The sequence below is a fragment of the Pseudomonas entomophila genome (assembly GCF_013523165.1).
Lineage (GTDB): Bacteria > Pseudomonadota > Gammaproteobacteria > Pseudomonadales > Pseudomonadaceae > Aquipseudomonas > Aquipseudomonas entomophila_A.
The window spans coordinates 84,671-109,247 of the sequence record NZ_JAAMQI010000009.1; the positions used below are offsets into that span (position 1 = coordinate 84,671).

20 protein-coding genes, 1 tRNA gene and 1 pseudogene are annotated in these 24,577 nt (G+C 64.8%); 10 read left to right on the forward strand and 12 right to left on the reverse strand.

The features are described 5' to 3' along the window. Positions 1-26: 26 nt before the first annotated feature. Positions 27-542 carry a DUF4880 domain-containing protein gene (locus G7Z99_RS09550; protein WP_181093464.1) on the reverse strand — a complete coding sequence of 172 codons (516 nt, stop codon included), beginning with the start codon at positions 540-542 and terminating at the stop codon, positions 27-29. A gap of 387 nt (positions 543-929) precedes the next feature. Beyond that, a complete protein-coding gene (locus G7Z99_RS09555) occupies positions 930-1,244 on the reverse strand; it encodes a DUF6124 family protein (protein ID WP_181093465.1) in 315 nt (104 codons plus the stop codon). A gap of 88 nt (positions 1,245-1,332) precedes the next feature. Between G7Z99_RS09555 and G7Z99_RS09560 the strand changes: the two genes are divergently transcribed. Continuing rightward, the gene (locus G7Z99_RS09560) at positions 1,333-2,034 is read left to right on the forward strand and encodes a LexA family protein (protein WP_181093466.1); all 702 of its coding nucleotides are present in this window, start codon (positions 1,333-1,335) and stop codon (positions 2,032-2,034) included. Positions 2,035-2,049: 15 nt separating this feature from the next. Here G7Z99_RS09560 and G7Z99_RS09565 read toward each other — a convergent pair whose 3' ends face one another. From G7Z99_RS09565 to G7Z99_RS09580, 4 genes are read right to left on the reverse strand one after another with little or no spacing between them, the layout of a single operon-like run. Further along, positions 2,050-4,041: an acetyl/propionyl/methylcrotonyl-CoA carboxylase subunit alpha gene (locus G7Z99_RS09565; protein WP_181093467.1), complete on the reverse strand. Its 1,992-nt coding sequence runs from the start codon at positions 4,039-4,041 to the stop codon at positions 2,050-2,052. Continuing rightward, the gene (locus G7Z99_RS09570) at positions 4,038-4,847 is read right to left on the reverse strand and encodes a gamma-carboxygeranoyl-CoA hydratase (protein ID WP_181093468.1); all 810 of its coding nucleotides are present in this window, start codon (positions 4,845-4,847) and stop codon (positions 4,038-4,040) included. Before G7Z99_RS09570 ends, G7Z99_RS09565 begins: the two co-directional genes overlap by 4 nt. A gap of 3 nt (positions 4,848-4,850) precedes the next feature. Continuing rightward, positions 4,851-6,458, reverse strand: coding sequence for a carboxyl transferase domain-containing protein (locus tag G7Z99_RS09575; RefSeq protein ID WP_181093469.1), 1,608 nt, complete (start codon positions 6,456-6,458; stop codon positions 4,851-4,853). A gap of 19 nt (positions 6,459-6,477) precedes the next feature. Beyond that, positions 6,478-7,641 carry an isovaleryl-CoA dehydrogenase gene (locus G7Z99_RS09580; RefSeq protein WP_181093470.1) on the reverse strand — a complete coding sequence of 388 codons (1,164 nt, stop codon included), beginning with the start codon at positions 7,639-7,641 and terminating at the stop codon, positions 6,478-6,480. Positions 7,642-7,965: 324 nt separating this feature from the next. On the opposite strand from G7Z99_RS09580, the gene G7Z99_RS09585 reads away from it, so the two are divergent. Continuing rightward, on the forward strand, positions 7,966-9,639 hold the full coding sequence (locus G7Z99_RS09585) for an AMP-binding protein (protein ID WP_181093471.1): 1,674 nt from the start codon (positions 7,966-7,968) through the stop codon (positions 9,637-9,639). Between the two features lie 81 nt (positions 9,640-9,720). On the opposite strand, the gene G7Z99_RS09590 is transcribed toward G7Z99_RS09585, so the two are convergent. Next, positions 9,721-9,882, reverse strand: a complete 162-nt coding sequence (locus tag G7Z99_RS09590) for a hypothetical protein (protein WP_181093472.1) — start codon at positions 9,880-9,882, stop codon at positions 9,721-9,723. A gap of 141 nt (positions 9,883-10,023) precedes the next feature. Between G7Z99_RS09590 and G7Z99_RS09595 the strand changes: the two genes are divergently transcribed. The 3 genes from G7Z99_RS09595 (at position 10,024) to glgB (ending at position 17,707) form a co-directional block, all read left to right on the forward strand. Then, positions 10,024-12,042 (forward strand): alpha-1,4-glucan--maltose-1-phosphate maltosyltransferase, encoded by a 2,019-nt coding sequence (locus tag G7Z99_RS09595; RefSeq protein WP_181093473.1) that lies wholly within the window; start codon positions 10,024-10,026, stop codon positions 12,040-12,042. A gap of 145 nt (positions 12,043-12,187) precedes the next feature. Beyond that, the gene (treS, locus tag G7Z99_RS09600) at positions 12,188-15,496 is read left to right on the forward strand and encodes a maltose alpha-D-glucosyltransferase (RefSeq protein ID WP_181093474.1); all 3,309 of its coding nucleotides are present in this window, start codon (positions 12,188-12,190) and stop codon (positions 15,494-15,496) included. After that, positions 15,497-17,707 (forward strand): 1,4-alpha-glucan branching protein GlgB, encoded by a 2,211-nt coding sequence (glgB, locus tag G7Z99_RS09605; protein WP_181093475.1) that lies wholly within the window; start codon positions 15,497-15,499, stop codon positions 17,705-17,707. Positions 17,708-17,769: 62 nt separating this feature from the next. Here the strand turns inward: glgB and G7Z99_RS09610 are convergent, their stop codons facing one another. Continuing rightward, entirely contained in the window at positions 17,770-18,777 is a 1,008-nt protein-coding gene (locus tag G7Z99_RS09610; RefSeq protein WP_181093476.1) for a GlxA family transcriptional regulator, read from the reverse strand. A 199-nt stretch (positions 18,778-18,976) separates the two neighbouring features. Between G7Z99_RS09610 and G7Z99_RS09615 the strand changes: the two genes are divergently transcribed. The 3 genes from G7Z99_RS09615 to G7Z99_RS09625 all read left to right on the forward strand — a co-directional run bounded on the left by G7Z99_RS09615 (position 18,977) and on the right by G7Z99_RS09625 (position 20,738). Further along, on the forward strand, positions 18,977-19,426 hold the full coding sequence (locus tag G7Z99_RS09615; protein WP_181093568.1) for an FAD/FMN-containing dehydrogenase: 450 nt from the start codon (positions 18,977-18,979) through the stop codon (positions 19,424-19,426). Positions 19,427-19,659: 233 nt separating this feature from the next. After that, positions 19,660-20,265: an SCO family protein gene (locus tag G7Z99_RS09620; protein WP_181093477.1), complete on the forward strand. Its 606-nt coding sequence runs from the start codon at positions 19,660-19,662 to the stop codon at positions 20,263-20,265. Then, on the forward strand, positions 20,265-20,738 hold the full coding sequence (locus G7Z99_RS09625; RefSeq protein WP_181093478.1) for a copper chaperone PCu(A)C: 474 nt from the start codon (positions 20,265-20,267) through the stop codon (positions 20,736-20,738). The genes G7Z99_RS09620 and G7Z99_RS09625 overlap by 1 nt, the downstream gene beginning before the upstream one ends. Positions 20,739-20,837: 99 nt before the next feature. Here G7Z99_RS09625 and G7Z99_RS09630 read toward each other — a convergent pair whose 3' ends face one another. Further along, positions 20,838-21,155, reverse strand: a complete 318-nt coding sequence (locus G7Z99_RS09630; protein WP_181093479.1) for an SCP2 sterol-binding domain-containing protein — start codon at positions 21,153-21,155, stop codon at positions 20,838-20,840. Positions 21,156-21,395: 240 nt separating this feature from the next. Here G7Z99_RS09630 and sohB point away from each other — a divergent pair, with 240 nt between their 5' ends. Then, positions 21,396-22,418 (forward strand): protease SohB, encoded by a 1,023-nt coding sequence (gene sohB, locus G7Z99_RS09635; RefSeq protein WP_181093480.1) that lies wholly within the window; start codon positions 21,396-21,398, stop codon positions 22,416-22,418. Positions 22,419-22,569: 151 nt separating this feature from the next. Further along, positions 22,570-22,643 (forward strand) — tRNA-Cys (locus G7Z99_RS09640). A gap of 98 nt (positions 22,644-22,741) precedes the next feature. Here the strand turns inward: G7Z99_RS09640 and G7Z99_RS09645 are convergent. The 3 genes and pseudogenes from G7Z99_RS09645 to G7Z99_RS09655 form a co-directional block, all read right to left on the reverse strand. Next, positions 22,742-23,790 (reverse strand): annotated as a pseudogene (locus G7Z99_RS09645) (tyrosine-type recombinase/integrase). Position 23,791: 1 nt separating this feature from the next. Beyond that, positions 23,792-24,037 (reverse strand): DUF4224 domain-containing protein, encoded by a 246-nt coding sequence (locus G7Z99_RS09650; RefSeq protein ID WP_181093481.1) that lies wholly within the window; start codon positions 24,035-24,037, stop codon positions 23,792-23,794. Between the two features lie 66 nt (positions 24,038-24,103). Further along, positions 24,104-24,499, reverse strand: coding sequence for a hypothetical protein (locus tag G7Z99_RS09655; protein WP_181093482.1), 396 nt, complete (start codon positions 24,497-24,499; stop codon positions 24,104-24,106). Between the last annotated feature and the right edge of the window lie 78 nt (positions 24,500-24,577).

Genomic DNA, 24,577 nt, shown 5'->3' on the forward strand with positions numbered 1-24,577 from the left:
TGCCGCTACTGTACTACCGCTGCTGCTCAGGCCCAATAACCGAGCGCCAGTGCCGCCGCCAGGCCCAGGCCGAGGGTCAGCAGGCCGCCACCGAGCGAGAAGGCTGCGCGGCCGTGCCGGTACCAGCCGTCCGCGCCAAGCTGGCGCACACTGTCGGCCAGGCTGCGCCAGTGCAGTTCGATCGCGTGAAAGGCCTGCAGATGGTCGGGGTGAGCATCCAGCCAGCGACGAAAGTCGATGCGCTCGCACGTGGTCACCTCAGGGCTCTGCAGCCGCACGTACCACTGGCCGGCGCAACGCGTGGCCGGATCGTGCGCGGGGTGCATGGTGCGCAGGGCCTGTAGCAGCAGGTGCTCGACGTCCTGTACCGACAGGCCGAGGCGCTCGCCGATCTGGCGGAAATCCAGCCCATCCAGCGTGCTGAACAGCCACACCTGCTGCACCCGGCGAGGCAGTTGTCCGAAGCTGTGCACGCAGGCGGCCTCCGCGAAGGGGGCAACCGTGTCCGACTCAGGGCAAAACGACGACAGAAGACGCGTCATGTGCAGCTCCTTGCTCAAAGGCACGGTGAAACGAAGTCCAGGCCCGACGCACCGAAAAGGCGATTGATTCTCAAGTGCTGACAGGGGAAACGTTGCAACATCCGTTCACGAAATGATCGAGGCTTGTTATCATCGCCCTCAAAACGGTCACCTGCCTTCATTAGCCTGAAGTGCCAAAAAAAAGACCCAGCAAGAGCCGGGTCAAAAACCGTGATTAGCCTGATGAGGAGATAATCTGAACGTCCGACCTGAAGGCGTTCGGATTACCCAGCGGATCTCTCGATCCGCTGGGTGCAATAATAATCGTTATCATTTAGTCGTCAAATGTTTTTTCGCCGTTCGGTGAAAATAAAGGTCGCCCAGGTGCGGCTGCCTCGCAGCGATCCTCTATTCCGCCACTTCTGCCTGCGCTCGAACGTGATCCAGCAGGGCGCGTGCCATGTTGATCATGTGCATCAAGGCCAGCAGCAACTCCCGGGACGAACCCTGTTGAACCCCAGCGGATTCGCCTGCTGTGGTCGCGGCACAACGCAGCAGGGTCATGGCTTGCTCCTGAGCATGCTCGGAGGTGATGTCGGGCCGCAACGTCCAGAGTGAGGCGTGGGGGTCGACCTTGGCAGCGGGTGGATTGAGATAGAAATCCAACGCCCGACGAGCGGCTTCGCTGTCCAAATCCCTTTCCAGATATGTAGATGGTTTCATCCTGTTACCTTTGATTGCCTAGCAGGAAAATACGAGGGCTTCATACTAATACCTTGCGTATTCCATGCGGCAATCAAAATAATACATTATGTGTATTGAGCGCCGATCGGCAGCCCGTATCGTGCCTGCCATGGAAAAATGGATTGCCTTGGTCAAGGCCAAGATGCGTGAACTCGACATCACGCAAGAAAAACTCGCCGAACGTGTGGGCGTCACCCAGGGCGCGGTCGGGCACTGGCTGCGTCGCGAGCGGCAGCCCAAACTGGACATGATGAACGCGGTGCTCGATGCACTGGGCATGCCCCACTTGCAGGTGCGCCTGCACATCGTTCCCCAGGGTGAGCACATCGCCGAGCAGGTCACGTCCTATGGGTCCTCCACGGACGAGACCCTGAGTGCGCTGGCCGATACCATGGGCTTTCGGTACCCGGTGCTCGCCTGGCTCGAACTGCAAGGCGACCGACCGACCGACAGCCTCGTCCATCAGCTGTCCGACTACCCGGCACATGGCAAGGCCTTCTGGTTGCGGGTCGAAAGCGATGCGATGAATGCTCCGAGCGGCCTCAGCGTGCCGGAAGGCATGCTGATCCTGGTCGACCCGGGTGTGCCGGCCGCCCCGGGCCGGCTGATCGTCGCGCGTCAGCCCGGCCTCGGTGCGGTGTTCCGGCACTGGGTCGAGGAGGGCGGGATACGTTACCTGCGCCCCCTCAACCCCATGTACCCCACGGTGGCCTGCGACCCGGCGCTGGAGATCCTCGGCGTGGTCGTGCGGGCGCACGCACGCTTCTGAAAACGCCGCCGTTCATCATCGGCCCGCTGCCGTGTCCGGTGCGTCTGCGGGCACGTGCGGCGCCAGCGCCACCAGCACCTCGCCTTCGCTGACCATGTCGCCTTCGTGGCACGCCACGGCAGTCACCGTGCCGGCAAAGGGCGCACGCACACTGTGCTCCATCTTCATGGCCTCCACGACCACCAGGGGCATGCCGGGCTCGACGCAGGCACCGACCTGCGTCATCACCCGCACGACGCTGCCGTTCATGGGTGCGACCAGGCTGCCTTGCTGCCCCTGATGCGTTTCGCGAGCAGCCTCTGCTTCGTGGCGCCGCACCGTACGGCATTCACCCTGCCAGTGCACGTGAAGCGCATCGCCCTGACGGAACACCGCCTGTCGCGTGCCGACCCCTTCGTGCTCGACCCTCAACGTGCCCTCGGCGCAGGACCCTGCCGGCAGTGAATGGGCGTCGAGCGTGACCGTCTGGGTCTGCCCCTCGCAGGTAAGCGTCAGGCAGGCCGTTTCAGGCAGCCCCAGGCGCAGCCCATCCGTTCGTGTCCATGGGCTCCAGGGGTCGCTGTCGTCGAGGCGCGCAGGGGCTGTGTCCAGCCAGGCCCGTGCGGCGATGGCCCAGAACCGCGTGCACAGCGCAGGTGTTTCGGGCAGCAAGGCCTCCTGATAGCGTGGGATGAAACCGGTGTCCAGCTCGCCTGCCGCGAACGCCGGATGCGCCAGGATCCGCCGCAGGAAGCGCGCATTGGTACGCACGCCGGCGATCATCAGCTCGTCGAGCATCGCCAACAGCCGCAGCCGGGCCTGTTCGCGGTCATCCCCCCAGGCGATGAGCTTGCCGAGCATGGGGTCGTAGTAGGGCGATACGGTGTCGCCTTCCTCGACCCCGCTGTCGACCCGCCGGCCCTCACCCGGCGCCGGTTCGCGGTAGAGCGCCAGGGTGCCGGTGGCGGGCAGGAAGTCATGGGCAGGGTCCTCGGCGTACAGCCGCACCTCGATGGCGTGCCCCTTCAAGGGGACGTCGGGCTGCGTGAGCGGCAGCGGTTCGCCACGCGCCACGCGGATCTGCCATTTCACCAGGTCCAGGCCGGTGATGGCCTCGGTCACGGGATGCTCCACCTGCAGGCGGGTGTTCATCTCCATGAAGTAGAACGCACCCCGGGCGTCGAGCAGGAACTCCACCGTGCCCGCACCGACGTAGCCGATCGCCTGTGCAGCGCGCACCGCCGCTTCCCCCATGGCTTGGCGCAAGTGGGCGTCCAGGCCGGGTGCCGGTGCTTCTTCGACGACTTTCTGGTGGCGCCGCTGGATCGAGCAGTCGCGCTCGTTCAGGTACAGGCAGTGCCCATGCTGGTCGGCGAACACCTGGATCTCCACATGCCGCGGGTCGAGCACGTAGCGCTCGAGCAGCACGCGCGCATCGCCGAACGAGGCCTGCGCCTCGCGCTGTGCAGACGCCAGGGCTTCGGCCAGGTCCGCCTCGCGCTCGACCACCTTCATGCCCTTGCCGCCACCGCCCGCGCTGGCCTTGAGCAGCACCGGGTAGCCGATCTCCTGCGCAGCCTGACGGAAGCGTTCGAGGCCTTGATCGTCGCCATGGTAGCCCGGTACCAGCGGCACGCCGGCCGTGTGCATCAGCGCCTTGGCCGCCGACTTGCTGCCCATCGCCTCGATGGCACTCGAGGGCGGCCCGAGCCAGATCAGGCCGGCCTGCTCGACCGCCCGGGCGAAGGCGGCGTTTTCCGACAGAAACCCGTAGCCGGGGTGGATCGCCTCGGCGGCACTCACCCGCGCAGCCTGCAGCAGGCGATCGATGTCCAGGTAGTTCTCGGTGGCCTTGGCGCCGCCCAGGTCGACGCACTGGTCGGCCTCACGGGCATGGCGCGCCTCGCGGTCGATGGCGCTGTGCACCGCGATGGTGGTCAGCCCCATGGCCTTGGCGGTGCGCATGATGCGGCAGGCGATTTCGCCGCGGTTGGCGATCAGGATACGGGTCAGGGGAGGGCGAGTCATGGGTGCACCTGCGGCGTGGTCTGCCAGTCGGGTCGACGTTTTTCCAGGAAGGCGCGCAGCCCTTCCTGGCCTTGCGGGCTGACCCGCACGCGGGCAATGGCGTTCTCGCAGTGCCGGCGCAGGGCCGGGGTCAGGTCGGCCGATTCCACCTCGCGCAGCAGGTCCTTGCAGGCGCGCATGGCTTGCGGGCTGTTGAGCAGCAGGGTGTCGATCCAGGTCTCCAGGCGCTGCTCCAGCGCCTCCTGCGGGCAGGTGTCGGCGAACAGGCCCAGCGCCCGTGCCTCGCGGGCATCGAAGCGCTCGGCGGTCAGGGCATAGCGGCGGGTCGCCCGCTCGCCGATGGCCTTGACCACGAACGGGCTGATGACGGCCGGAACCAGGCCGATGCGCACCTCCGAGAGGCACAGCTGCGCATCCTCGGTGCCCAGGGCCATGTCGCACGCGCTGATCAGCCCCAGCGCGCCGCCGAACGCCGCGCCATGCACTACCGCCAGGGTCGGCAGCTTGAGCCGTGCCAGGCCGTACATCAGCTCGGCCAGTTCCCGGGCATCGTCCAGGTTGGTGTTGAAGTCCAGGTCTGCCGAAGCCTGCATCCAGGCCAGGTCGGCACCGGCGCTGAAGTGCTTGCCACGGCCGCGCAGCACCAGAAAGCGCAGGCCCGGGTCATCGCCGACCTGGGCGATGGCCATGATCAGCTCGCGAATCATCTGGGCGTTGAACGCGTTGTGCTTGTCTTCCCGGCTCAGCCACAAGGTAGCGAAGCCACGCGGGTCTCTGACCAGTTCCACGGTATCGAAGTCGTTCATGGTTCACATCCGGAAGAGGCCGAAGCGGCTGGCTTCGATCGGGGCGTTGAGGGAAGCCGAGAGCGCCAGGCCCAGCACATCGCGGGTCTGGGCCGGGTCGATGACGCCGTCGTCCCAGAGCCGCGCGCTGGAGTACCAGGCGTGGGCCTGGCGCGCGTACTGCTCGACGATCGGCTGGCGGATACGCGCCTCTTCGTCGGCGTCCAGCGGCTGGCCCTGGCGCGCCTGCTGCTCGCGCTTGACCTGCACCAGCACCCCGGCGGCCTGCTCGGCGCCCATCACGCCAATACGCGCGTTCGGCCACATCCACAAGAAGCGAGGGTCATAGGCGCGCCCGCACATGCCGTAGTTGCCGGCGCCGAAGCTGCCGCCGATGATCACCGTGAACTTCGGCACCTGCGCACAGGACACGGCCGTGACCAGCTTGGCGCCATGCTTGGCGATGCCGCCTTGCTCGTACTTCTGGCCGACCATGAAGCCGGTGATGTTCTGCAGGAACAGCAGCGGGATCCCGCGCTGGCAGGCCAGCTCGATGAAGTGCGCGCCTTTCTGCGCCGCCTCGGCGAACAGCACGCCGTTGTTGGCCAGGATCGCCACCGGGTAGCCGTGCAGGTGGGCGAAGCCGCAGACCAACGTGGTGCCGAACAACGCCTTGAACTCATCGAACACCGAACCGTCGACCAGGCGTGCGATCACGTCGCGCACCTCGAACGGCTGCTTGGCGTCGGCCGGTACCACGCCGTACAGCTCCTCGGCGGCATACAGCGGTGCCACCGGCGCCCGACGCTGCACCTGGCCCAGCTTGCGCCAATTGAGGTTGGCCACGCTGCGTCGGGCCAGCGCCAGCGCATGGGCGTCGTCCTCGGCATAGTGATCCGCCACGCCGCTGATACGGCAGTGCACGTCGGCGCCTCCCAGGTCCTCGGCGCTCACTACCTCGCCGGTGGCGGCCTTCACCAGGGGCGGCCCGGCCAGGAAGATGGTCGCCTGCTGGCGTACCATGATCGCCTCGTCGGCCATGGCCGGCACGTAGGCGCCACCTGCAGTGCACGAGCCCATCACCACGGCGATCTGGGGGATGCCCAAGGCGCTCATGGTGGCCTGGTTGAAGAAGATCCGACCGAAATGCTCGCGATCGGGGAACACCTCGTCCTGGCGGGGCAGGTTGGCGCCGCCGGAGTCCACCAGGTAGAGACACGGCAAGCGGTTCTGCTGGGCGATGGCCTGCGCCCGCAGGTGTTTCTTCACCGTCAGCGGATAGTAGGTGCCGCCTTTGACCGTGGCGTCGTTGGCCACGATCATGCATTCCACACCTTCGATGCGGCCGATGCCGACGATCACGCCCGCGGCGGGCACGTCCTCGTCATACACCCCGTGAGCGGCCAGCTGGCCGATCTCGAGGAACGGCGATCCGGGGTCCAGCAAACGGTCGATGCGCTCGCGTGGCAGCAGCTTGCCGCGGGCGGCATGCCGCTCCTGCGCCTTGGGTCCGCCGCCCTGGGCCACATGGGAGAGCAGGTCGCGCAGGGCCTGGAGCTGTTCGAGCATGGCCGCGCGGTTGCCGGCGAATTCGGCCGAGCGCGGGTCGATCTGGGTGTGCAAGGTAGCCATGTGCGCCTGTCCCCTGTGCTCAGCGGGTTTCGTTGAACAGTTCACGGCCGATCAGCATCCGGCGGATTTCGCTGGTGCCGGCCCCGATCTCGTAGAGCTTGGCATCGCGCAGCAGGCGGCCTGCCGGGAATTCATTGATGTAGCCATTGCCGCCGAGGATCTGGATCGCCTCCAGGGCCATCTGCGTGGCGCGCTCGGCGGTGTACAGGATCACCCCGGCGGCGTCCTTGCGGGTGGTCTCGCCCCGATCGCAGGCCTGGGCCACGGCGTACAGGTAGGCGCGGCTGGCGTTGAGCTGGGTGTACAGGTCGGCGATCTTGGCCTGGATCAGCTGGAATTCGCCGATGCTCTGGCCAAACTGCTTGCGGTCATGGATGTAGGGCACCACCAGGTCCATGCAGCTCTGCATGATGCCGGTGGGGCCGCCGGCCAGGACCACGCGCTCGTAGTCCAGGCCGCTCATCAGCACGCGCACGCCGCCGTCGAGCTGGCCGAGGATGTTCTCTTCCGGCACCTCCACCCCGTCGAAGAACAGCTCGCAGGTGTTGGAGCCCCGCATGCCCAGCTTGTCGAACTTGTTGCTGCGGCTGAAGCCTGCCCAGTCGCGCTCGACGATGAACGCGGTGATGCCGTGCGGGCCCTTGTCCAGGTCGGTCTTGGCATAGATCACATAGGTGTGGGCATCGGGGCCGTTGGTGATCCAGGTCTTGCTGCCATTGAGCACGTAGCGGTCGCCGCGCTTCTCGGCGCGCAGCTTCATCGACACCACGTCGGAACCTGCATTGGGCTCGCTCATGGCCAGGGCGCCGATGTGCTCGCCGCTGAGCAGCAGGGGCAGGTACTTCTGCTTCTGCGCCGGGGTGCCGTTGCGGTTGATCTGGTTGACGCAGAGGTTGGAGTGGGCACCGTAGGACAGCGCCACCGACGCCGAACCGCGGCTGATCTCCTCCATCGCGATCACATGGGCCAGGTAACCCAGGCCAGCGCCGCCCTGGTCTTCCGGCACGGTGATGCCCAGCAGGCCCATGTCACCGAACTTGCGCCACAGGTCGACGGGAAACAGGTTGTCGCGGTCGATCTGCGCGGCGCGCGGCGCCACTTCGGCAGCCACGAAGGTGCGCACCTGGTCGCGCAGCATGTCGAGGGTTTCGCCCAGGGCGAAATTCAGGGAAGGGTAATGCATGCGGGGCACCTTGTTGTTCTTGGATGGGAGGACGACACCTTGGCTCGCGCATCTGACGCCGTACCCATGTGGGAGCGGGCTTGCCCGCGATGAAGGTCGTGCAGGCCATGGCGGTGCGCCTGACGCTGTCGCGGGCAAGCCCGCTCCCACAAGGTCCGTATTCAATGCCAGAGTGCGATGTGTCGTTCATTGCCTTTACGTAAACGTAAGCCTGAGAGTGAAGCCTGTCAATCTCTCCGTTTCCTTTACGTAAACGTCATTGTGGTCCAGAGTTACCGTCGCTTGTTTCAGCCGTGCCCAGAACAATCACAAACAGGGACGCCCATGAATCAACCCAGCCATACCTGCGGTCACCAGGACGTGCCGCTGTTGACCATGACCATCGGCCAGGCCTTCGATGCTACCGTCGCCCGCCACGCCGACGGTGACGCGCTGGTCGTGCGCCACCAGGGCCTGCGCTACACCTGGCGTCAGTTGGCCGAGCAGGTCGACGTGCAGGCCCGTGCCCTGATGGCGCTGGGCGTCGAGCTGGGTGACCGGGTCGGCATCTGGTCGCCCAACTGCGCCGAGTGGTGCGTTCTGCAGATCGCCAGTGCCAAGATCGGCGCGATCCTGGTCACCGTCAACCCGGCCTACCGGGTCGCCGAACTGGAGTACGTGCTGCGCCAGTCCGGGTGCCGCTGGCTGGTCTGTGCAGGCGCCTTCAAGACGTCGGATTACCACGCCATGGTGCAGGCTCTGATACCCCAGGTGGCCAGTGCAGTGCCGGGCGAGTGGGCCAGTGACCGCTTGCCTGATCTGCGTGGCGCGATCAGCTTGGCAAACGCACCTCCCCCGGGGTTTCTGCCATGGCGGGCGCTGGCCGAGCGGGCAGGGCAGACCTCGCTCGAGGCGTATGCGGCGCGTCAGCAGCAGCTTCGGTGCGAGCAGCCGGTGAACATCCAGTACACCTCCGGCACCACCGGCGCGCCGAAAGGCGCCACCCTGAGTCACCGCAACATCCTCAACAACGGGCGCATGGTCGGCCGCAGCCTGGGCCTGACCGAGCGTGATCGCCTAGTGATCCCCGTGCCGCTGTACCACTGCTTCGGCATGGTCATGGCCAACCTCGGCTGCATCACCCATGGCAGCACGATGATCTACCCCAACGACGCCTTCGACGCCGAACTGACCCTGCGCGCGGTGGCCGAGGAGCATGCCAGCGTGCTCTACGGCGTGCCGACCATGTTCATCGCGCTGCTCGACCATCCACTGCGTGCGCAGCTCGACCTGTCGACCTTGCGCAGTGGCATCATGGCCGGTGCCACCTGCCCGATCGACGTCATGCGCCGGGTCATCGACCAGTTGCACATGGCCGAAGTACAGATCGCCTATGGCATGACCGAGACCAGCCCGGTATCGCTGCAGACCGGTGCCGACGATGAGCTGGAGCGGCGTGTCACCACGGTCGGGCGTACCCAGCCGCACCTGCAGACCCAGGTGGTCGATGCACAGGGTGCAGTGGTCGCCCGGGGCGAGATCGGCGAGCTGTGTACCCGTGGCTACAGCGTGATGCTGGGCTACTGGAACGACCCTCAGGCCACCGCCGAGGCCATCGATGCCGAGGGCTGGATGCACAGCGGGGACCTGGCGGTAATGGACGATGCAGGCTACGTGCGCATCGTCGGGCGCAACAAGGACATGATCATCCGAGGGGGCGAGAACATCTATCCGCGCGAGCTGGAAGAGTTCCTGCATACCCACCCGGCGGTGGCCGAGGCGCAGGTGGTGGGCATTCCGTGCAGTCGCTACGGGGAGGCCGTCGTCGCCTGGGTCAAGCTGCACCCTGACCAGTGCCTGACGGCCGAGCAGGTACGGGCCTGGTGTGCGGCCCACCTGGCGCACTTCAAGGTGCCGCAGCATGTGCGCTTCGTGGAGGCGTTCCCGATGACGGTCACCGGCAAGGTGCAGAAGTTTCGGATGCGGGAGGTCAGTGTTGCGGCGTATGGGCGCGTCTGAAATGCGGTGTTGACAGAAGACCATGGCAGACACGCCCTCCGCGGGAGGGCGTGCAGTCTCTGCTTCCTGGCGCCGCTGTGCTCAGGCCTTCACCGGCGGCTCTTCACTGGGCGGGTCACCCACCGTCGGCGGCGTGGTCGGCTGGGTCGGCAACTCGTCCGGATCGTCCTGCGGCACGGACGGCGGCAGGGACGGGTCGTCGATGTTCGGATCGGGGGTTTCCGGTGGGGTAGGAATGCTCATGAGCGCGCCTCGCGAAGGGTTGAACGTAGGGTGCGTCTGTTCAGACAGGCGCCGACGGTCAAACGCTCCGTTTTTTATTGAACCCCACTCCTGGCCGCTGCTCTGAACCCTTACCGTCCAAGCTAAACGGAGCAAGGTTCGATGTCACGTAATGAGCCCTTTGAGAGCGTGCCCATGGCGAATGATCACCCGGACCAGGCCGTCAGCCTGTCCCAGGCGCTGCTGGCCCCACGGATCGCCATCGAGGACGTCCAGCCGTCCCTCGACGGCGGCACCTTTGCCACCAAGGCCGTGCGCGGCCAGCCGGTCGACGTGTCGGCCAAGGTCTACTGCGACGGGCACGATCAGTTGGCGGTGATGCTCAACTGGCGCCAGGCCAACAGCCGTGTCTGGCACTGTGTGCCCATGCAGTCGGCCGGCAACGACCTGTGGCTGGCGTCGTTCACCCCGACCGAGCTGGGGCCGCACCTCTACAGCATCGAAACCTGGATCGACCCCTACGCCACGTTCTGCTACGACCTGGGCAAGAAATTCAATGCCGGCGTCGAGGTCAAGCTGGAGCTCGAAGAGGGTCGCCTGCTGCTGGGCAAGGGCGTCGAGCGCACCGAAGGAGCGTTGCGCGAGCAACTGGAGGCGGTCCAGCAGGGCCTGGCCCAGCAGTCGATCGACGACCAGGTCGCCACGCTGCTGTCCCCTGACACCGCACAGCTCATGCATCAGGCCGAACACCGTACCTACCTGACCCGCAGCGTCGAGTTCGCGGTCGACGTGGACCGCGAGGCGGCCCTGTTCGCCAGCTGGTACGAGCTGTTCCCGCGGTCGATCACCGATGACAAGGCGCGTCACGGCACCTTCAACGACGTGCACGCACGCCTGCCGATGATCCGTGACATGGGCTTCGACGTGCTGTACTTCCCGCCCATTCATCCGATCGGGCGTCAACACCGCAAGGGTCCGAACAATTCGCTGCACGCCGGGCCGGACGATCCGGGCAGCCCCTACGCCATCGGCAGCGCCGACGGCGGCCATGACGCGATCCACCCGCAGCTGGGCTCACGCGAGGACTTCCGTCGCCTGGTTGCCGCCGCAGCCGAACATGGCCTGGAGATCGCCCTCGACTTCGCCATCCAGTGTTCCCAGGACCACCCGTGGCTGACCGAGCATCCTGGCTGGTTCAGCTGGCGCCCGGACGGCACCATCCGCTACGCCGAGAACCCGCCGAAGAAGTACCAGGACATCGTCAACGTCGACTTCTACGCCGCCGATGCCGTGCCGGCCCTGTGGCTGGCCCTGCGTGACGTGGTGATCGGCTGGGTCGAGGAGGGGGTCAAGACCTTCCGCGTCGACAACCCGCACACCAAACCGTTGCCGTTCTGGCAGTGGCTGATCGCCAATGTGCGCAGCCAGCACCCTGACGTGCTGTTCCTCGCCGAAGCGTTCACCAAGCCGGCGATGATGGCGCGCCTGGGCAAGGTCGGTTATGCCCAGAGCTACACCTACTTCACCTGGCGCAACACCAAGAAGGAACTGACCACCTACTTCGAAGAACTCAACGAGGCGCCGTGGCGCGACTGCTACCGGCCCAACTTCTTCGTCAACACGCCGGACATCAACCCGTTCTTCCTGCAGCACTCCGGGCGTGCGGGGTTCCTGATCCGGGCGGCCCTGGCGACCATGGGGTCGGGCCTGTGGGGCATGTACTCCGGGTTCGAGCTGTGCGAAGGCGCGGCGCTGCCGGGCAAGGAGGAGTACTTGGACTCGGAGAAGTACGAAATCCGCCCACGCGACTTCACCCAGCCGGGCAACATCATCGCCGAGATCGCCCAGCTCAACCGGATCCGGCGTCAGAACCGGGCCTTGCAGACGCACCTGGGCGTGGCCTTCTTCAACTGCTGGAACGACAACATCCTGTACTTCGCCAAGCGCACGCCAGAACGGGACAACTTCATCCTGATCGCCATCAGCCTGGACCCGCACAACGTGCAGGAGGCGCATTTCGAGCTGCCGCTGTGGGAGCTGGGCCTGGATGACGATGCCCAGACCCATGGCGAAGACCTCATGAACGGCCATCGCTGGACCTGGTACGGCAAGACGCAGTGGATGCGTATCGACCCGGCCTACCAGCCGTTCGGGATCTGGCGTATCGAAAAAGCCTCGTAGACGCTGCTGCGCCTGGGTCACCGTCACGGGTGATGCCAGGTCCCGCGTCATCCGTTTCGCGGGCACGCCCGTTTGCACGGGGGCCGCGAAACGTTCGAGAGACAGGGCCGTGTGAAGGCCCGCCTGGAACTGAAAGGAGTCGCACATGGCCAAGCGTTCTCGCCCGGCAGCCTTCATCGATGACCCGTTGTGGTACAAGGACGCGGTGATCTACCAGTTGCATGTGAAATCGTTCTTCGACGCCAACAACGACGGTGTCGGCGATTTCGCCGGCCTGATCGGCAAGCTCGACTACATCGCCGAGCTGGGCGTCAACACCTTGTGGTTGTTGCCGTTCTACCCGTCGCCACGGCGCGATGACGGTTACGACATCTCCGAATACAAGGCCGTGCATCCTGATTACGGCACGCTGGCCGACGCCAAGCGTTTCATCGCCGAAGCGCACAGGCGCGGGCTGCGGGTGATCACCGAGCTGGTGATCAACCATACGTCCGACCAGCATCCCTGGTTCCAGCGCGCACGGCATGCCAAGCCCGGCAGCAAGGCGCGTGACTTCTATGTCTGGTCGGACACTGATCAGAAGTACGACGGTACGCGGATCATCTTCCTCGACACCGAGCACTCCAACTGGACCTGGGACCCGGTGGCCAAGCAATACTTCTGGCATCGGTTCTACGCCCACCAACCGGACCTCAACTTCGACAACCCCCAAGTGCTCAAGGCGGTCCTGGGGGTCATGCGTTTCTGGCTCGACCTGGGGGTCGATGGCCTGCGCCTGGATGCGATCCCGTACCTGATCGAGCGTGACGGCACCAACAACGAGAACCTGCCCGAGACCCACAAGGTGCTCAAGGCGATCCGTGCCGAGATCGATGCCCACTACCCGGACCGCATGCTGCTGGCCGAAGCCAACCAGTGGCCGGAAGACACGCGCCCGTACTTCGGCGAAGGCGACGGCGACGAATGCCACATGGCGTTTCATTTCCCGCTGATGCCGCGCATGTACATGGCCCTGGCCATGGAAGACCGCTTCCCTATCACCGACATCCTGCGCCAGACACCGGCGATTCCGGCCAACTGCCAGTGGTCGATCTTCCTGCGCAACCACGATGAACTGACGCTGGAGATGGTCACCGACCGTGAACGCGACTACCTGTGGAACCACTACGCCGAAGACCGCCGCGCCCGCATCAACCTCGGCATCCGCCGACGCCTGGCACCGCTGCTGCAACGCGACCGCCGGCGCATCGAGCTGTTGACCAGCCTGCTGCTGTCCATGCCGGGCACGCCAACGCTGTACTACGGCGATGAGCTGGGCATGGGCGACAACATCTACCTGGGTGACCGGGACGGAGTGCGCACGCCCATGCAGTGGTCGTCCGACCGCAATGGCGGCTTTTCGCGTGCCGAACCCCAGCGCCTGGTGCTGCCGCCGGTCATGGACCCGCTGTACGGCTACCAGACCATCAACGTCGAGGCGCAGTCCCACGATGCGCATTCGCTGCTCAACTGGAACCGCCGTTTGTTGGCCGTCCGGGCGCAGCAGAAGGCGTTCGGGCGCGGCACGATGACGCTGCTGTCGCCCAGCAACCGACGCATCCTGGCCTATCTGCGCGAGTACACCGACGCGCAGGGCAACAGCGACACCATTCTGTGCGTCGCCAACGTCTCGCGTGCGGCGCAGGCCGCCGAACTAGACCTGTCGGCGTATGCCGAACGGGTGCCGGTGGAGATGCTCGGCGGCAGCGCGTTCCCACCGATCGGCCAACTGCCGTTCCTGCTGACCTTGGCGCCGTACGGATTCTACTGGTTCCTGCTGGCGCCCCGCGAACGCATGCCGCATTGGCATGTCGAACCTGCCGAGGGGTTACCCGAATTGACAACATTGGTATTGAAAGCCCGCATGGAAGAATTGCTCGACAGCCCCTCCCGAGACGCTCTGCAGGACAGCATCCTGCCGCAGTACCTGCCCAAGCGGCGGTGGTTCGCCGGCAAGGAAGGGCCGCTCGACCAGGTCCGCCTGCGCTACGGCGTGCGGCTGAATACGGCCACCACGCCGGTGCTGCTCAGCGAGCTCGAGGTCACCAGCAACGGCACCGTCAGCCACTATCAGCTGCCGTTCGGCCTGCTGACCGAAGACCAGGTGCAAGCGGCCTTGCCGCAGCAACTGGCGCTGTCGCGGGTACGCCGCAAGGGCCAGGTCGGCCTGATCACCGATGCCTTCGTGCTCGAGCCGTTCGTGCGTGCCGTGCTGCAGGCCTGTCAGGACCACAAGCGCCTGCCCAGCAGCGCTGGCGAACTGCGCTTCGAGTCCACCGAAGCCCTGGCCGGCCTTGGCCTGAACGCCGAAAGCTCGGTGCGCTACCTGGGGGCCGAGCAGTCCAACAGCTCAGTGGTGGTCGGCGACAAACTCGTGCTCAAACTGATTCGTCGCGTCAACGGCGGCATTCACCCTGAACTGGAAATGAGCGCCTACCTGACCGCTGCGGGCTTTGCCAACATCTCGCCGCTTCTGGCCTGGGTCGAACGGGTGGACGCGCAGCAGCCGCACCTGTTGATGATCGCCCAGGGTTACCTGAGCAACCAGGGTGATGCCTGGACGTGGACCCAGGATACGCTGGAGCGAGCGATCCGTGACGAACTCGAACCCAGCGTCACCGACCGGGAAGGCCGTGCCAACGCACTGGCCGAACTGAAAGACTTCGCGGCGTTGTTCGGCCAGCGGTTGGGCGAGATGCACGCCCACCTGGCCCAGCCCACCGACGACGAGGCCTTCGCGCCACGCGCCAGCACCTCGCAGGACAGTGAGCAATGGGGCCGGCAGATCGCTGCGGAACTCGAACATGCGCTCGACCTGCTCGCCCAGCACCGCGATGCACTGGACAGTGACGCGCAGGCGTTGGTCGACGACCTGCAGCAGCAACGCCAAGGGCTGCTCCAGAACGTCCAGACCCTGGCCGACCAAGCGCAGGGTGGCCTGTTGATCCGCGTGCATGGCGACTTGCACCTGGGGCAGGTCCTGGTGCGCCAAGGCGATGCCTACCTCATCGATTTCGAAGGCGAGCCTTCCCGACCCTTGAACGAGCGGCGGGCCAAGCTCAGCCCGTTCAAGGATGTCGGCGGCGTTCTGCGTTCGTTCGACTATGCTGCTGCCATGCTGCTGCGCGGCAGCTCTGGCGTGGACCTGTCCGAGGCGGCGCAGCAAGCGCGGCAGCGGGTTGCCCGGCAGTACCTGCATCATTCACGGCACGCGTTCCTCGAGGCGTATGGCCAAGCCACCACCGACTTGCCCCGTGCCTGGACTCAAGGCAGTGGCGAACGCGCGGCGCTGGACTTGTTCACCTTGGAGAAGGCGGCCTACGAAATCACTTACGAAGCCGAAAACCGGCCAAGCTGGCTGGCCGTGCCCTTGCACGGCCTGCATGGACTGATCAGTACCTGGGGAGAGTCATAAATGAATGCAAGCACGCGTGACAACGGCGGCCTCGAGCGACGGGACCTCGACGCTCTGGCTCGCGCCGAGCACGCCGACCCGTTCGCGGTATTGGGCCCGCACGGCGATGGCGCAGGTGGCACCTGGGTGCGCGCATTCCTGCCCAACGCGCTCAGGGCCCAGGTCATCGCGCGCGATGACGGTCGTGTGTTGGCAGACATGCACCAGGCCTCGCTGCCGGGCCTGTTCTTCGCTCACCTGGAGCAGTCACCGGCCTATCAACTGCGCATCGTCTGGGCCAGTGGCGAGCAGGTGACCGAAGACCCTTACAGCTTCGGCCCGCAATTGGGCGAGATGGACATGCACCTGTTCGCCGAGGGCAACCACCGCGATCTGGCCGGCCGCTTCGGTGCACAGCCGACCCAGGTCGACGGCGTGGACGGCGTCTGTTTCTCGGTCTGGGCACCCAATGCCCGCCGCGTGTCGGTCGTGGGCGACTTCAACAGCTGGGACGGTCGTCGCCACCCCATGCGCATTCGTCATGAAGCCGGTGTCTGGGAACTGTTCGTGCCACGGCTTGGCGTGGGCGAGACCTACAAGTTCGAAGTGCTTGGCAAGGACGGCGTCCTGCCGCTCAAGGCTGACCCGTTGGCGCGCGCCACCGAGTTGCCGCCCAGTACCTCGTCCAAGGTCGCCGGCCCGCTCGGCCATCAGTGGCAAGACCAGGCCTGGATGGCGCAGCGCAGCCAGCGGCACGGCCTCGACCAGCCGCTGTCGATCTACGAGCTGCATGCCGGCTCCTGGCGCTGCAAGCTGGACGAAGCCGGGGATGTGTCCGGGTTCTTCAACTGGCGCGAGCTGGCGGACAGCCTGGTGCCTTACGTCAAGGAACTGGGCTTCACCCACATCGAGCTGTTGCCGATCATGGAGCACCCGTTTGGCGGCTCCTGGGGCTACCAACCGCTGTCGATGTTCGCCCCGACCTCGCGTTACGGGTCGCCCGAGGACTTCGCAGCCTTCATCGACGCCTGTCACCAGGCCGAGATCGGCGTGCTGCTCGACTGGGTGCCTGCGCACTTCCCCACCGACGAACATGGCCTGGCCCGGTTCGATGGCACGGCCCTGTACGAGTACGAGAACCCGTTCGAGGGTTACCACCAGGATTGGAACACGCTCATCTACAACCTGGGCCGCAACGAGGTCCGTGGCTTCATGGTGGCCTCGGCGCTGCACTGGCTCAAGCACTTCCACATCGATGGCCTGCGCGTCGATGCCGTGGCGTCGATGCTGTACCGCGACTATTCGCGCAAGCACGGCGAGTGGGTACCGAACCGCTACGGCGGCCGTGAAAACCTCGAGGCGATCGACTTCCTGCGTCACCTCAACGGCATCGCCGCCTACGAGGCGCCAGGCGCGTTGATCATCGCCGAAGAGTCCACCGCCTGGCCGGGCGTCAGCGCACCGACCCAGGAAGGGGGGCTGGGCTTCTCGTACAAGTGGAACATGGGCTGGATGCACGATTCGCTGCATTACATCCAGAACGACTCGGTGTACCGCCCTTACCACCACAACGAGCTGAGCTTCAGCCTGCACTATGCGTTCTCCGAACAGTTCGTGCTGCCGATTTCCCACGATGAAGTGGTGCACGGCAAACACTCGCTGATCGACAAGATGCCTGGCGATCGTTGGCAGAAGTTCGCCAACCTGCGGGCCTACCTCACCTACATGTGGACCCACCCCGGCAAGAAGCTGCTGTTCATGGGCTGCGAGTTCGGGCAGTGGCGTGAGTGGAACCACGACAATCAGCTGGACTGGTACCTGCTGCAGCAGTCCGACCACCAGGGCGTGAAAAGCCTAGTGAGCGACCTCAACCGTCTGTACCGTGAGCTGCCGGCGCTGCACGAGCAGGATGGCAAACCTCAAGGCTTCCAATGGCTGGTGGGTGACGATGCGCGTAACAGCGTGTTCGCCTGGTTGCGCTGGAGCAGCGAGGGCGAGCCGGTCCTGGTGGTGGCCAACTTCACGCCAGTGCCGCGTGAGGGCTATCGCATCGGGGTGCCGTTCGGCGAGCACTGGCAAGAGGTGCTCAACAGCGATGCAGAAGGGTACGCCGGCTCCAATATCGGCAACTTCGGCACGGTGGCCAGCGAGGCGGTGCCTGCCCATGGCCAGCCCCTGTCGCTGACCTTGCAGCTGCCACCGCTGGGCGTGCTGATCATGAAGCCTGCCTGACGCGAAGCGGGAAGGTGCGCTCGAGAGGGCCCACCTTCCCATCGTTCGGCACGGCGGCTGGGTCATTCGCCCAGTCGCTGCTCCCGCGACGGAGGATAGCCGAAGTACGCCGCATAGCACTTGCTGAAGTGCGACACCGACACGAACCCACACGCCACCGCCACCTCCATCACCGACAGGTCCGAATACTGCAGCAGCCTGCGGCTCTTGGTAATGCGCAGCTCCATGTAGTAGCGGCGCGGGGAAGTGCCCAACTGTGCCTGGAACAAGCGGTCGATCTGCCGCCGCGAACGTCCGCTGTAGGCCGCCAGCTGGTCGAGGCTGAGCGTCTCTTCGAGGTTGTTCTCCATCAGCTCGACGATGGTGCGCAGGTGCAGGCTCATGGACTTCTTCGCCCCTGGGCCGACCTGGCGGTAACGTGCACCGGAAAACGACAGGATCTCCTCGACCCCTTCGGCCAGCCCGTCGCCATGCAGGCGGCGCACCAGGCTGAGCATCATTTCCATGGCGCCGTTGGGGCTGGCGGCGGTCAGTCGGTCACGGTCCAGGGTGAAGCTGGCCGGGGTGATGCGCGTCTGTGGGCTGCGCTCGGCAAGACTGGCCCGCTGCTCGGGATGCACGCTGCAGCCATAGTCGGCTAGCACCCCGGCCCGGCCGAGGAACCAGGCGCCGTTCCACAGCCCGCCCAGGTGCAGGCCATGGGCATCGCAGTCCACCAGCAGTCGATCCAGCTCCGGGTACTTCAAGGGCGTGCGCAGGCCGCCGCAGATGACCAGCAGATCCAAGTCCCGCAGGGCACGTGGCTCCAGCTCCCCAGCGATCAGCTCCAGGCCCAGGTCGCTCAGGACACGCTCGCCGTCCAGCGACAGTGGCGAGAAGCGGAAGCTGTCGGTGCGCAGGAGGTTGGCCGTGACCAGCACGTCCATGGCCACCGTGAAGCTGGCCATGGAGAAATGCTCCAGCAGCACGAAGCCCACGCCATAGGACGGCGTGACATCGGCCGCGGCCGGCTTGAGCCTGACCATGTTGGTGGTGCTGGCTTTCTTGCTGAACTGGCGAATGGTGGGCACTGCGGGCTCCCTGGACAGGCTGGCGCCGATGAGTGTGCTCGCCGGCCTTGGGAAAGACAACCGGGCGCTGCGGCAGGCACGTGTCTGGAGGCGACCGGGGCAGGGCGTCATGCCGCGCGCGCCGACACGATCGGTTCGGTTATCCTGTCGGCCTTCATGACACGCTGGAGTCCTTCTCTTGAAACGGTTGCTGCTGCTGATGTGCCTGTTGCCGGGCCTGGCCCATGCCTTGGACCCCGGCGACCGGCTGGCCCCCTGGACCCTGCTCGATCAGCACGAGCGACCCTATAGCCTCACGCCGGACACGCGCGTGCTGCTGGTCGCGCGTGACATGCAAGGCGCCAGGCTGGTCAAGGCAGCCCTGGCCGAACAGCGCGCCGGTTACCTCGAGGCCCGGGGCGCTGTCTTCGTCGCCGACATCGAGCGCATGCCGGCCGTGATCAGCACCCTGTTCGCCATCCCGGCCATGCGCGGCTACCCCTACCGGGTCATGCTCGATCGTCAGGGCAGGGTGGTCGAGCGCTACGCCGTGCCGGATGCTCAGGTGCTGCTCATGCGCCTGGATCGCGGCACGTTGGTGTCGCAAGACGCATACGCCGAGGCCGAAGCCTTGAAGCAGGCGCTCGACGCTAGCGCGCAAGGCCACTGAGCGACGTGCTGCAGAAAGCGCCGATGCGTGGGCAGGCGTCCGATATAGGCCTTGGCTAGCAATAAAATGTTACTGATTCAAGGGCTGCGACAACAGGCCGCACGCCGTATTTCAAGGGCTGGAGCCCGATGGCCCGTCGTTGGGTGGAAGCGCACCCCGGGCCATGCCAGAATGCGCCCGTCGTCGTCTGGCCCTGCCCGAGGGCCGGCACCTTCCCTGTAAAGGATGGTTCCATGAATGATCTGTTGACCCGGCGCACGCTCGTCGCCGGGATGGGCGTACTGGGCCTTGGCCTGCTCGCCGGGTGCAGCCCGGCCCGTGGCCTGGAGTTCAAGTACGGCAAGAACATGAGCAACGAGATCCTCGGTCGCTCGTTCCGCCTGAAGGACACCGAGGGCAACGTACGCACCCTGTCCAGCTTCTATGGCTCGATGCCGATGATCTTCTTCGGTTTCACCCAGTGCCCGGCGGTCTGCCCGACCACGCTGGCGCGTGCGATGCAGATCAAGAAGTTGATGGGCCGTGACGCGGGCTTTCTTCAGGTGGTGTTCATCACCCTGGACCCGGAGCGCGACACGCCCGAGGTGCTCGACGCCTACGTCAAGGCGTTCGACCCGTCCTTCACCGCGTTGACTGGCACCCCGGAGGAAATCGCCGAGGTGGCCAAGGAATTCAAGGTGTTCTACGAGAAGGTGGCCGAAGGGGATACCTACACCATCTCCCATTCGTCCACCAGCTATGTCTACGACTCCCGTGGCACGCTGCGCCTGAGCTTGTCGCACTCGCTCAATGCCAAGGAATGCACCGAAGACCTGCTTACCCTGATGGAGATCTGCTGATGCCTGTTTCCCGTTCCGTTCTTGCGCGTGGCCTGGCCATGGCCCTGGCCAGTCTGGCCTTGCCAGCCCTGGCCGACACCACGGTCAGCGATGCCTGGGTGCGCGCCACCGTGCCGCACCAACCGTCCACCGGTGCGTTCATGACGCTGACCGCCAGCACCGACAGCACACTGGTGAGCGTCGCTTCGCCGGTGGCCAAGGACGTGCAGGTACACGAGATGACCATGAAGGGCGATATCATGGGCATGCGCAAGGTCGACGCCTTGCCCTTGCCTGCCGGCAAGGCGGTGAGCTTGGACCCCAATGGCTACCACGTCATGCTGATGGGGCTGAATACCCAGGTGAAGGAGGGCACCGAAGTGCCGCTGACCTTGACGGTCGAGGATGACAAAGGCGAGCGCCAGGTCATCGAGGTCAAGGCACCGGTGCGTGCGTTGACCACCTCCGCCGATCACGGCCACGCCATGCACTGACGCAACGATGGCGCCGGACCAAGGTCGGGCGCCATCGCGTGTCGGCATGCTTCGTCGAGCGCAAGGCTCGGCGCGAGCGCGTGTCTAGTGCACGTGCAATCAGCTCGGGAACAGTTCGCCCAGCTTCATCGACAGCATCATGTCGCCTTCGACGCGCAGCTTGCCGCCCATGAAGGCCTGCATGCCATCGAGCTCGCCGCTGACAATGTCCTTCAGGGTCTGGCTGTCCATGACCAGAGTGCAGTTGGCATCCGGGTTCTCGCCTTCCTGCAGTTGGCAGGTGCCGTCCTTGACGATCAGGGCGTAATGCTTGTCTTCATCGGTGACATTGAAGCCGAACACCAGGTCCAGCCCTTGGGCAGCGGCTGGGTTGAACTTCTCTTGCATCTTTTTCACGGCATCAGCTACGGAGGTCATGGCGTTTTCCTTGTCGTGGAGGTACGAAGGTGCAGATGGCGAACGTTCGCCCTCGAGGGGCTGAAACGCTCCGAGGGTAGGGTGCGGCTCGAAGGCTGTCAACGGAAAAACATACAAGCGTTTGAAAAGGTCGTTTGAACCTGCTGCACGCCGTGCAGGCCGCTGGCGAGGCGCCAGGCGCGGCGGTATGCTGGCAGGCCTGACGCGCCGTGAGGGCGCAGGTTTCAATGAGGAGTCACCGTGGAGTTTCTTGCCGAATACGCAAGCTTTCTAGCCAAGACCGCGACCGTGGTCATCGCCTTGCTGATCGTGCTGTCGGCCATCGCCGGCCTGCGCAGCAAAGGCCGCCGCAAGCCAGGCGGGCACCTGCAGGTCACCCGACTGAACCAGTTCTACGACGGCCTGCGCGATCGCCTCGAAGCCGGCTTGTTCGACAAGGCCGAGCTCAAGGCCCTGCGCAAGCGCAAGGCCAAGGCCGAGAAGAAACAGAAGAAGCAGCAGAGCACCGAGGACAAAGGCCGCGTATTCGTCCTGGACTTCGATGGCGACATCAAGGCCTCGGCCACCGAAAGCCTGCGCCATGAAATCACCGCCTTGCTGAGCATGGCCACCGCGCGCGACGAAGTGGTACTGCGCCTGGAGAGCGGCGGGGGCCTGGTTCACAGCTACGGCCTGGCCGCCTCCCAGCTCGCACGCATACGCCAGGCTGGCGTGCCGTTGACCATCTGCATCGACAAGGTCGCGGCCAGCGGCGGCTACATGATGGCCTGCATCGGCGACAAGATCATCAGCGCTCCCTTTGCCATCCTCGGCTCCATTGGCGTCGTGGCGCAGCTGCCCAACGTCAACCGGCTGCTGAAGAAGCACGACATCGACGTCGAGGTGCTGACCGCCGGCGAATACAAACGCACCCTGACCGTGTTCGGCGAGAACACCGAAAAGGGCCGCGAGAAGTTCCAGGAAGACCTGGACGTCACGCACCGGCTGTTCAAGGACTTCGTGTCCCGCTACCGCCCGCAGCTGTCCATCGACGAAGTCGCCACGGGTGAAGTCTGGCTGGGCGTGGCCGCGCTCAATCGCCAACTGGTCGACGAGCTGCGCACCAGCGACGAGTACCTCAACGACCGCGCTCGCGAAGCCGGCGTTTTCCACCTGCACTACGCCCAGCGCAAGAGCCTGCAGGAGCGCATCGGCATGGCTGCCAGCGGTTCGGTGGAGAATGCGCTGGTGGGGCTGTGGAGCAAGTTGAGCCGTCTGCGCTAAGACCTTGAACCTCCTGGAAATTTTTTGAGGGGAGGGGGTTGCAAGGTGGCTCGAATGCGGACATAATGGCGCCCATCGAAACGCAGCAGGCTTTCTGAAGTCGAGCGGTTCGAGGTGAGGGGTAGCGAATGCTGGCCTGATCCAACTTTGAGGCCGAGTAGCAAAGTGGTTATGCTCCGGATTGCAAATCCGTCTACGCCGGTTCGATTCCGACCTCGGCCTCCATATTCGAAAGCCCCGCAGATCTTGGTCTGCGGGGTTTTTCTTTGGGCGTTAGAAAGCCAAGCGTTCCGAAACTTTTCGGCATGGGTTCCAAAACTCGGTCACTTTGTGGGGCTGGCGATGGCCCCCACGCGGCGGTACACCCGTTCGGTAATTCCCTCTTTGGAATGCCCCAGCAACAGGCTCGCTTCTGCCACATCGTTGATCTCCGAAGCGGCCTTGGGCCGAATGTCCCTGAATTGAAATTGGGCAATACGGTTGGCCAAGTCAGACTTCTTCTCGTCGAGGGCCTTGAGCCTGGCCGCCTCCCGCGCATCGCTCCAGCGATTACGCAGCATCCCCAACTCATGCGTTTGCCGTGCTCGTTCAAGATGAAGAATGGCGAGACATGCTGCTGCGTGCGCAGTTTTATGCGCTCCAGCAGCGTCCCGAGGCTGTTATGCACACCGTTCACCTCCAGGATGATCCTCAGCCGCTTGCCGATTTTGCCTTGGCTGACCAGCAGATAGCTCCCTTCCACATCATCCTTGCGCATGGACAGAACGTCCGACGGCCGCTGGCCAGTCAGGTACGCCAGGCCCATCGCGTCCTTCAGTTTCTCTGGAGCCTCTTCGTACACTGCGAGCCACACGGTCTCATTGGCATAGAAATCGCGCGGCTTCTCCTTGTTCTTCTTGATGCCCTGGCAGGGGTTTTCCTTCACAGTCAGACCCCATTCCCTGGCCATGTTGAACACGTGCGAGAGCAGCGCTATTTCCCGGTTCGCTCGGGTCTTGGCTGAGCGAGAGTCGCGGTAGTGGGCAATCATCGATGGAGTGATCGCATCGATGGGGGCAGGGTCGAACACCGCCCGAAGCTGCTTGAGCTCATAGAGGTTGTCCTTTTGGGTTCGAGGCGCCTTCTTGGGGACGATATGTTTCTCATACTGGTCGAAAACTCCTTTCATGGTCGTCAGCTCGACCGGCGCTGACTTGGCTTCCAGTTCAGCCCACTTGAGCTTTGCTCTGGAAAGGTCGGTGCCGAGAGGAATTTCCTTACCTACTGGGTCGCGGTAGTAATACCCGACCCATACCTTGCCGCTTTTTCTGACTCGCTTGCGCCGGTACATGCCCGGTGGCAGATCGCGGTTCTCGTTACTTTTGGGTCGCATTTCACTTCACTCGTGAGAAGTCTGGTGTCCAAGCGGGTTTCGGTAGCGATGGCGGTGTGATCGGCATCAGGTCGACAACGGCGCCGCTTAGCTTGAGGCGTGCGTACTGGCGACCGACCAGGGGGCGGCCGCCTCTGCTCTCGACAAAATGCCAACCGCGCGAACTCAGCCAGCGACGCTGGTAGGCCCTGGGTTTGTAGCCGGTGATCTCTATCAATTCTTCATCGGAAAGTACTTCGGTTTCCATGGATGATCTCCACGCCGCCGACGGCGGCAGGTCAGTAGTTGGGTGATTTAGGGCGGGAAGACGGCGTTACAGCGTGTGAGCGCCGGTGGCCAGCAGGCCGTCACGGTCTTCGCGCAGACGATCTGCCAGGTGCCAGGGCGTCCAATAGCCATCGTCCATCGGTACTGCGATAGGCTGTTGTGGGCCGTTCCAGCGGAGGCCGTAGCGGGGTAGGCCATTGTCGCCTGGTGTGCGTAGTGGCGCTTCGGGCTTCAGGCCACTCAGGCGCTTATTCTCGGCCTTGAGCTGATCGATCTCGCGTAACAGGACCAGAACCGCTGCTGGGTCGGCAGCTTCATAGAACTCATACGAAGTCCGAGTCCAGGCGATGTGGCAGGCGCTGCCGCCTTTGGTGCTGAGGTCGTTATAAGCGTGCATAGCGCTCTCGGCTAGCATCTTCAGCTTTGGCTTGTCGATGGGCATGGGGAGTCCTTACTGCCACAGTGCGGCAGTGAATAGAGGGGGGAGTGATAAGGCTGGAGTACGTGTGTACTCCTATGG

Bases quoted from the DNA above. Each gene is read 5' to 3' on its own strand.
- G7Z99_RS09550 (WP_181093464.1), bottom strand. From the start codon at position 542: ATGACGCGTCTTCTGTCGTCGTTTTGCCCTGAGTCGGACACGGTTGCC.
- G7Z99_RS09555 (WP_181093465.1), bottom strand. From the start codon at position 1,244: ATGAAACCATCTACATATCTGGAAAGGGATTTGGACAGCGAAGCCGCT.
- G7Z99_RS09560 (WP_181093466.1), top strand. From the start codon at position 1,333: ATGTGTATTGAGCGCCGATCGGCAGCCCGTATCGTGCCTGCCATGGAA.
- G7Z99_RS09565 (WP_181093467.1), bottom strand. From the start codon at position 4,041: ATGACTCGCCCTCCCCTGACCCGTATCCTGATCGCCAACCGCGGCGAA.
- G7Z99_RS09570 (WP_181093468.1), bottom strand. From the start codon at position 4,847: ATGAACGACTTCGATACCGTGGAACTGGTCAGAGACCCGCGTGGCTTC.
- G7Z99_RS09575 (WP_181093469.1), bottom strand. From the start codon at position 6,458: ATGGCTACCTTGCACACCCAGATCGACCCGCGCTCGGCCGAATTCGCC.
- G7Z99_RS09580 (WP_181093470.1), bottom strand. From the start codon at position 7,641: ATGCATTACCCTTCCCTGAATTTCGCCCTGGGCGAAACCCTCGACATG.
- G7Z99_RS09585 (WP_181093471.1), top strand. From the start codon at position 7,966: ATGAATCAACCCAGCCATACCTGCGGTCACCAGGACGTGCCGCTGTTG.
- G7Z99_RS09590 (WP_181093472.1), bottom strand. From the start codon at position 9,882: ATGAGCATTCCTACCCCACCGGAAACCCCCGATCCGAACATCGACGAC.
- G7Z99_RS09595 (WP_181093473.1), top strand. From the start codon at position 10,024: ATGTCACGTAATGAGCCCTTTGAGAGCGTGCCCATGGCGAATGATCAC.
- treS (WP_181093474.1), top strand. From the start codon at position 12,188: ATGGCCAAGCGTTCTCGCCCGGCAGCCTTCATCGATGACCCGTTGTGG.
- glgB (WP_181093475.1), top strand. From the start codon at position 15,497: ATGAATGCAAGCACGCGTGACAACGGCGGCCTCGAGCGACGGGACCTC.
- G7Z99_RS09615 (WP_181093568.1), top strand. From the start codon at position 18,977: ATGTGCCTGTTGCCGGGCCTGGCCCATGCCTTGGACCCCGGCGACCGG.
- G7Z99_RS09620 (WP_181093477.1), top strand. From the start codon at position 19,660: ATGAATGATCTGTTGACCCGGCGCACGCTCGTCGCCGGGATGGGCGTA.
- G7Z99_RS09625 (WP_181093478.1), top strand. From the start codon at position 20,265: ATGCCTGTTTCCCGTTCCGTTCTTGCGCGTGGCCTGGCCATGGCCCTG.
- G7Z99_RS09630 (WP_181093479.1), bottom strand. From the start codon at position 21,155: ATGACCTCCGTAGCTGATGCCGTGAAAAAGATGCAAGAGAAGTTCAAC.
- G7Z99_RS09650 (WP_181093481.1), bottom strand. From the start codon at position 24,037: ATGGAAACCGAAGTACTTTCCGATGAAGAATTGATAGAGATCACCGGC.
- G7Z99_RS09655 (WP_181093482.1), bottom strand. From the start codon at position 24,499: ATGCCCATCGACAAGCCAAAGCTGAAGATGCTAGCCGAGAGCGCTATG.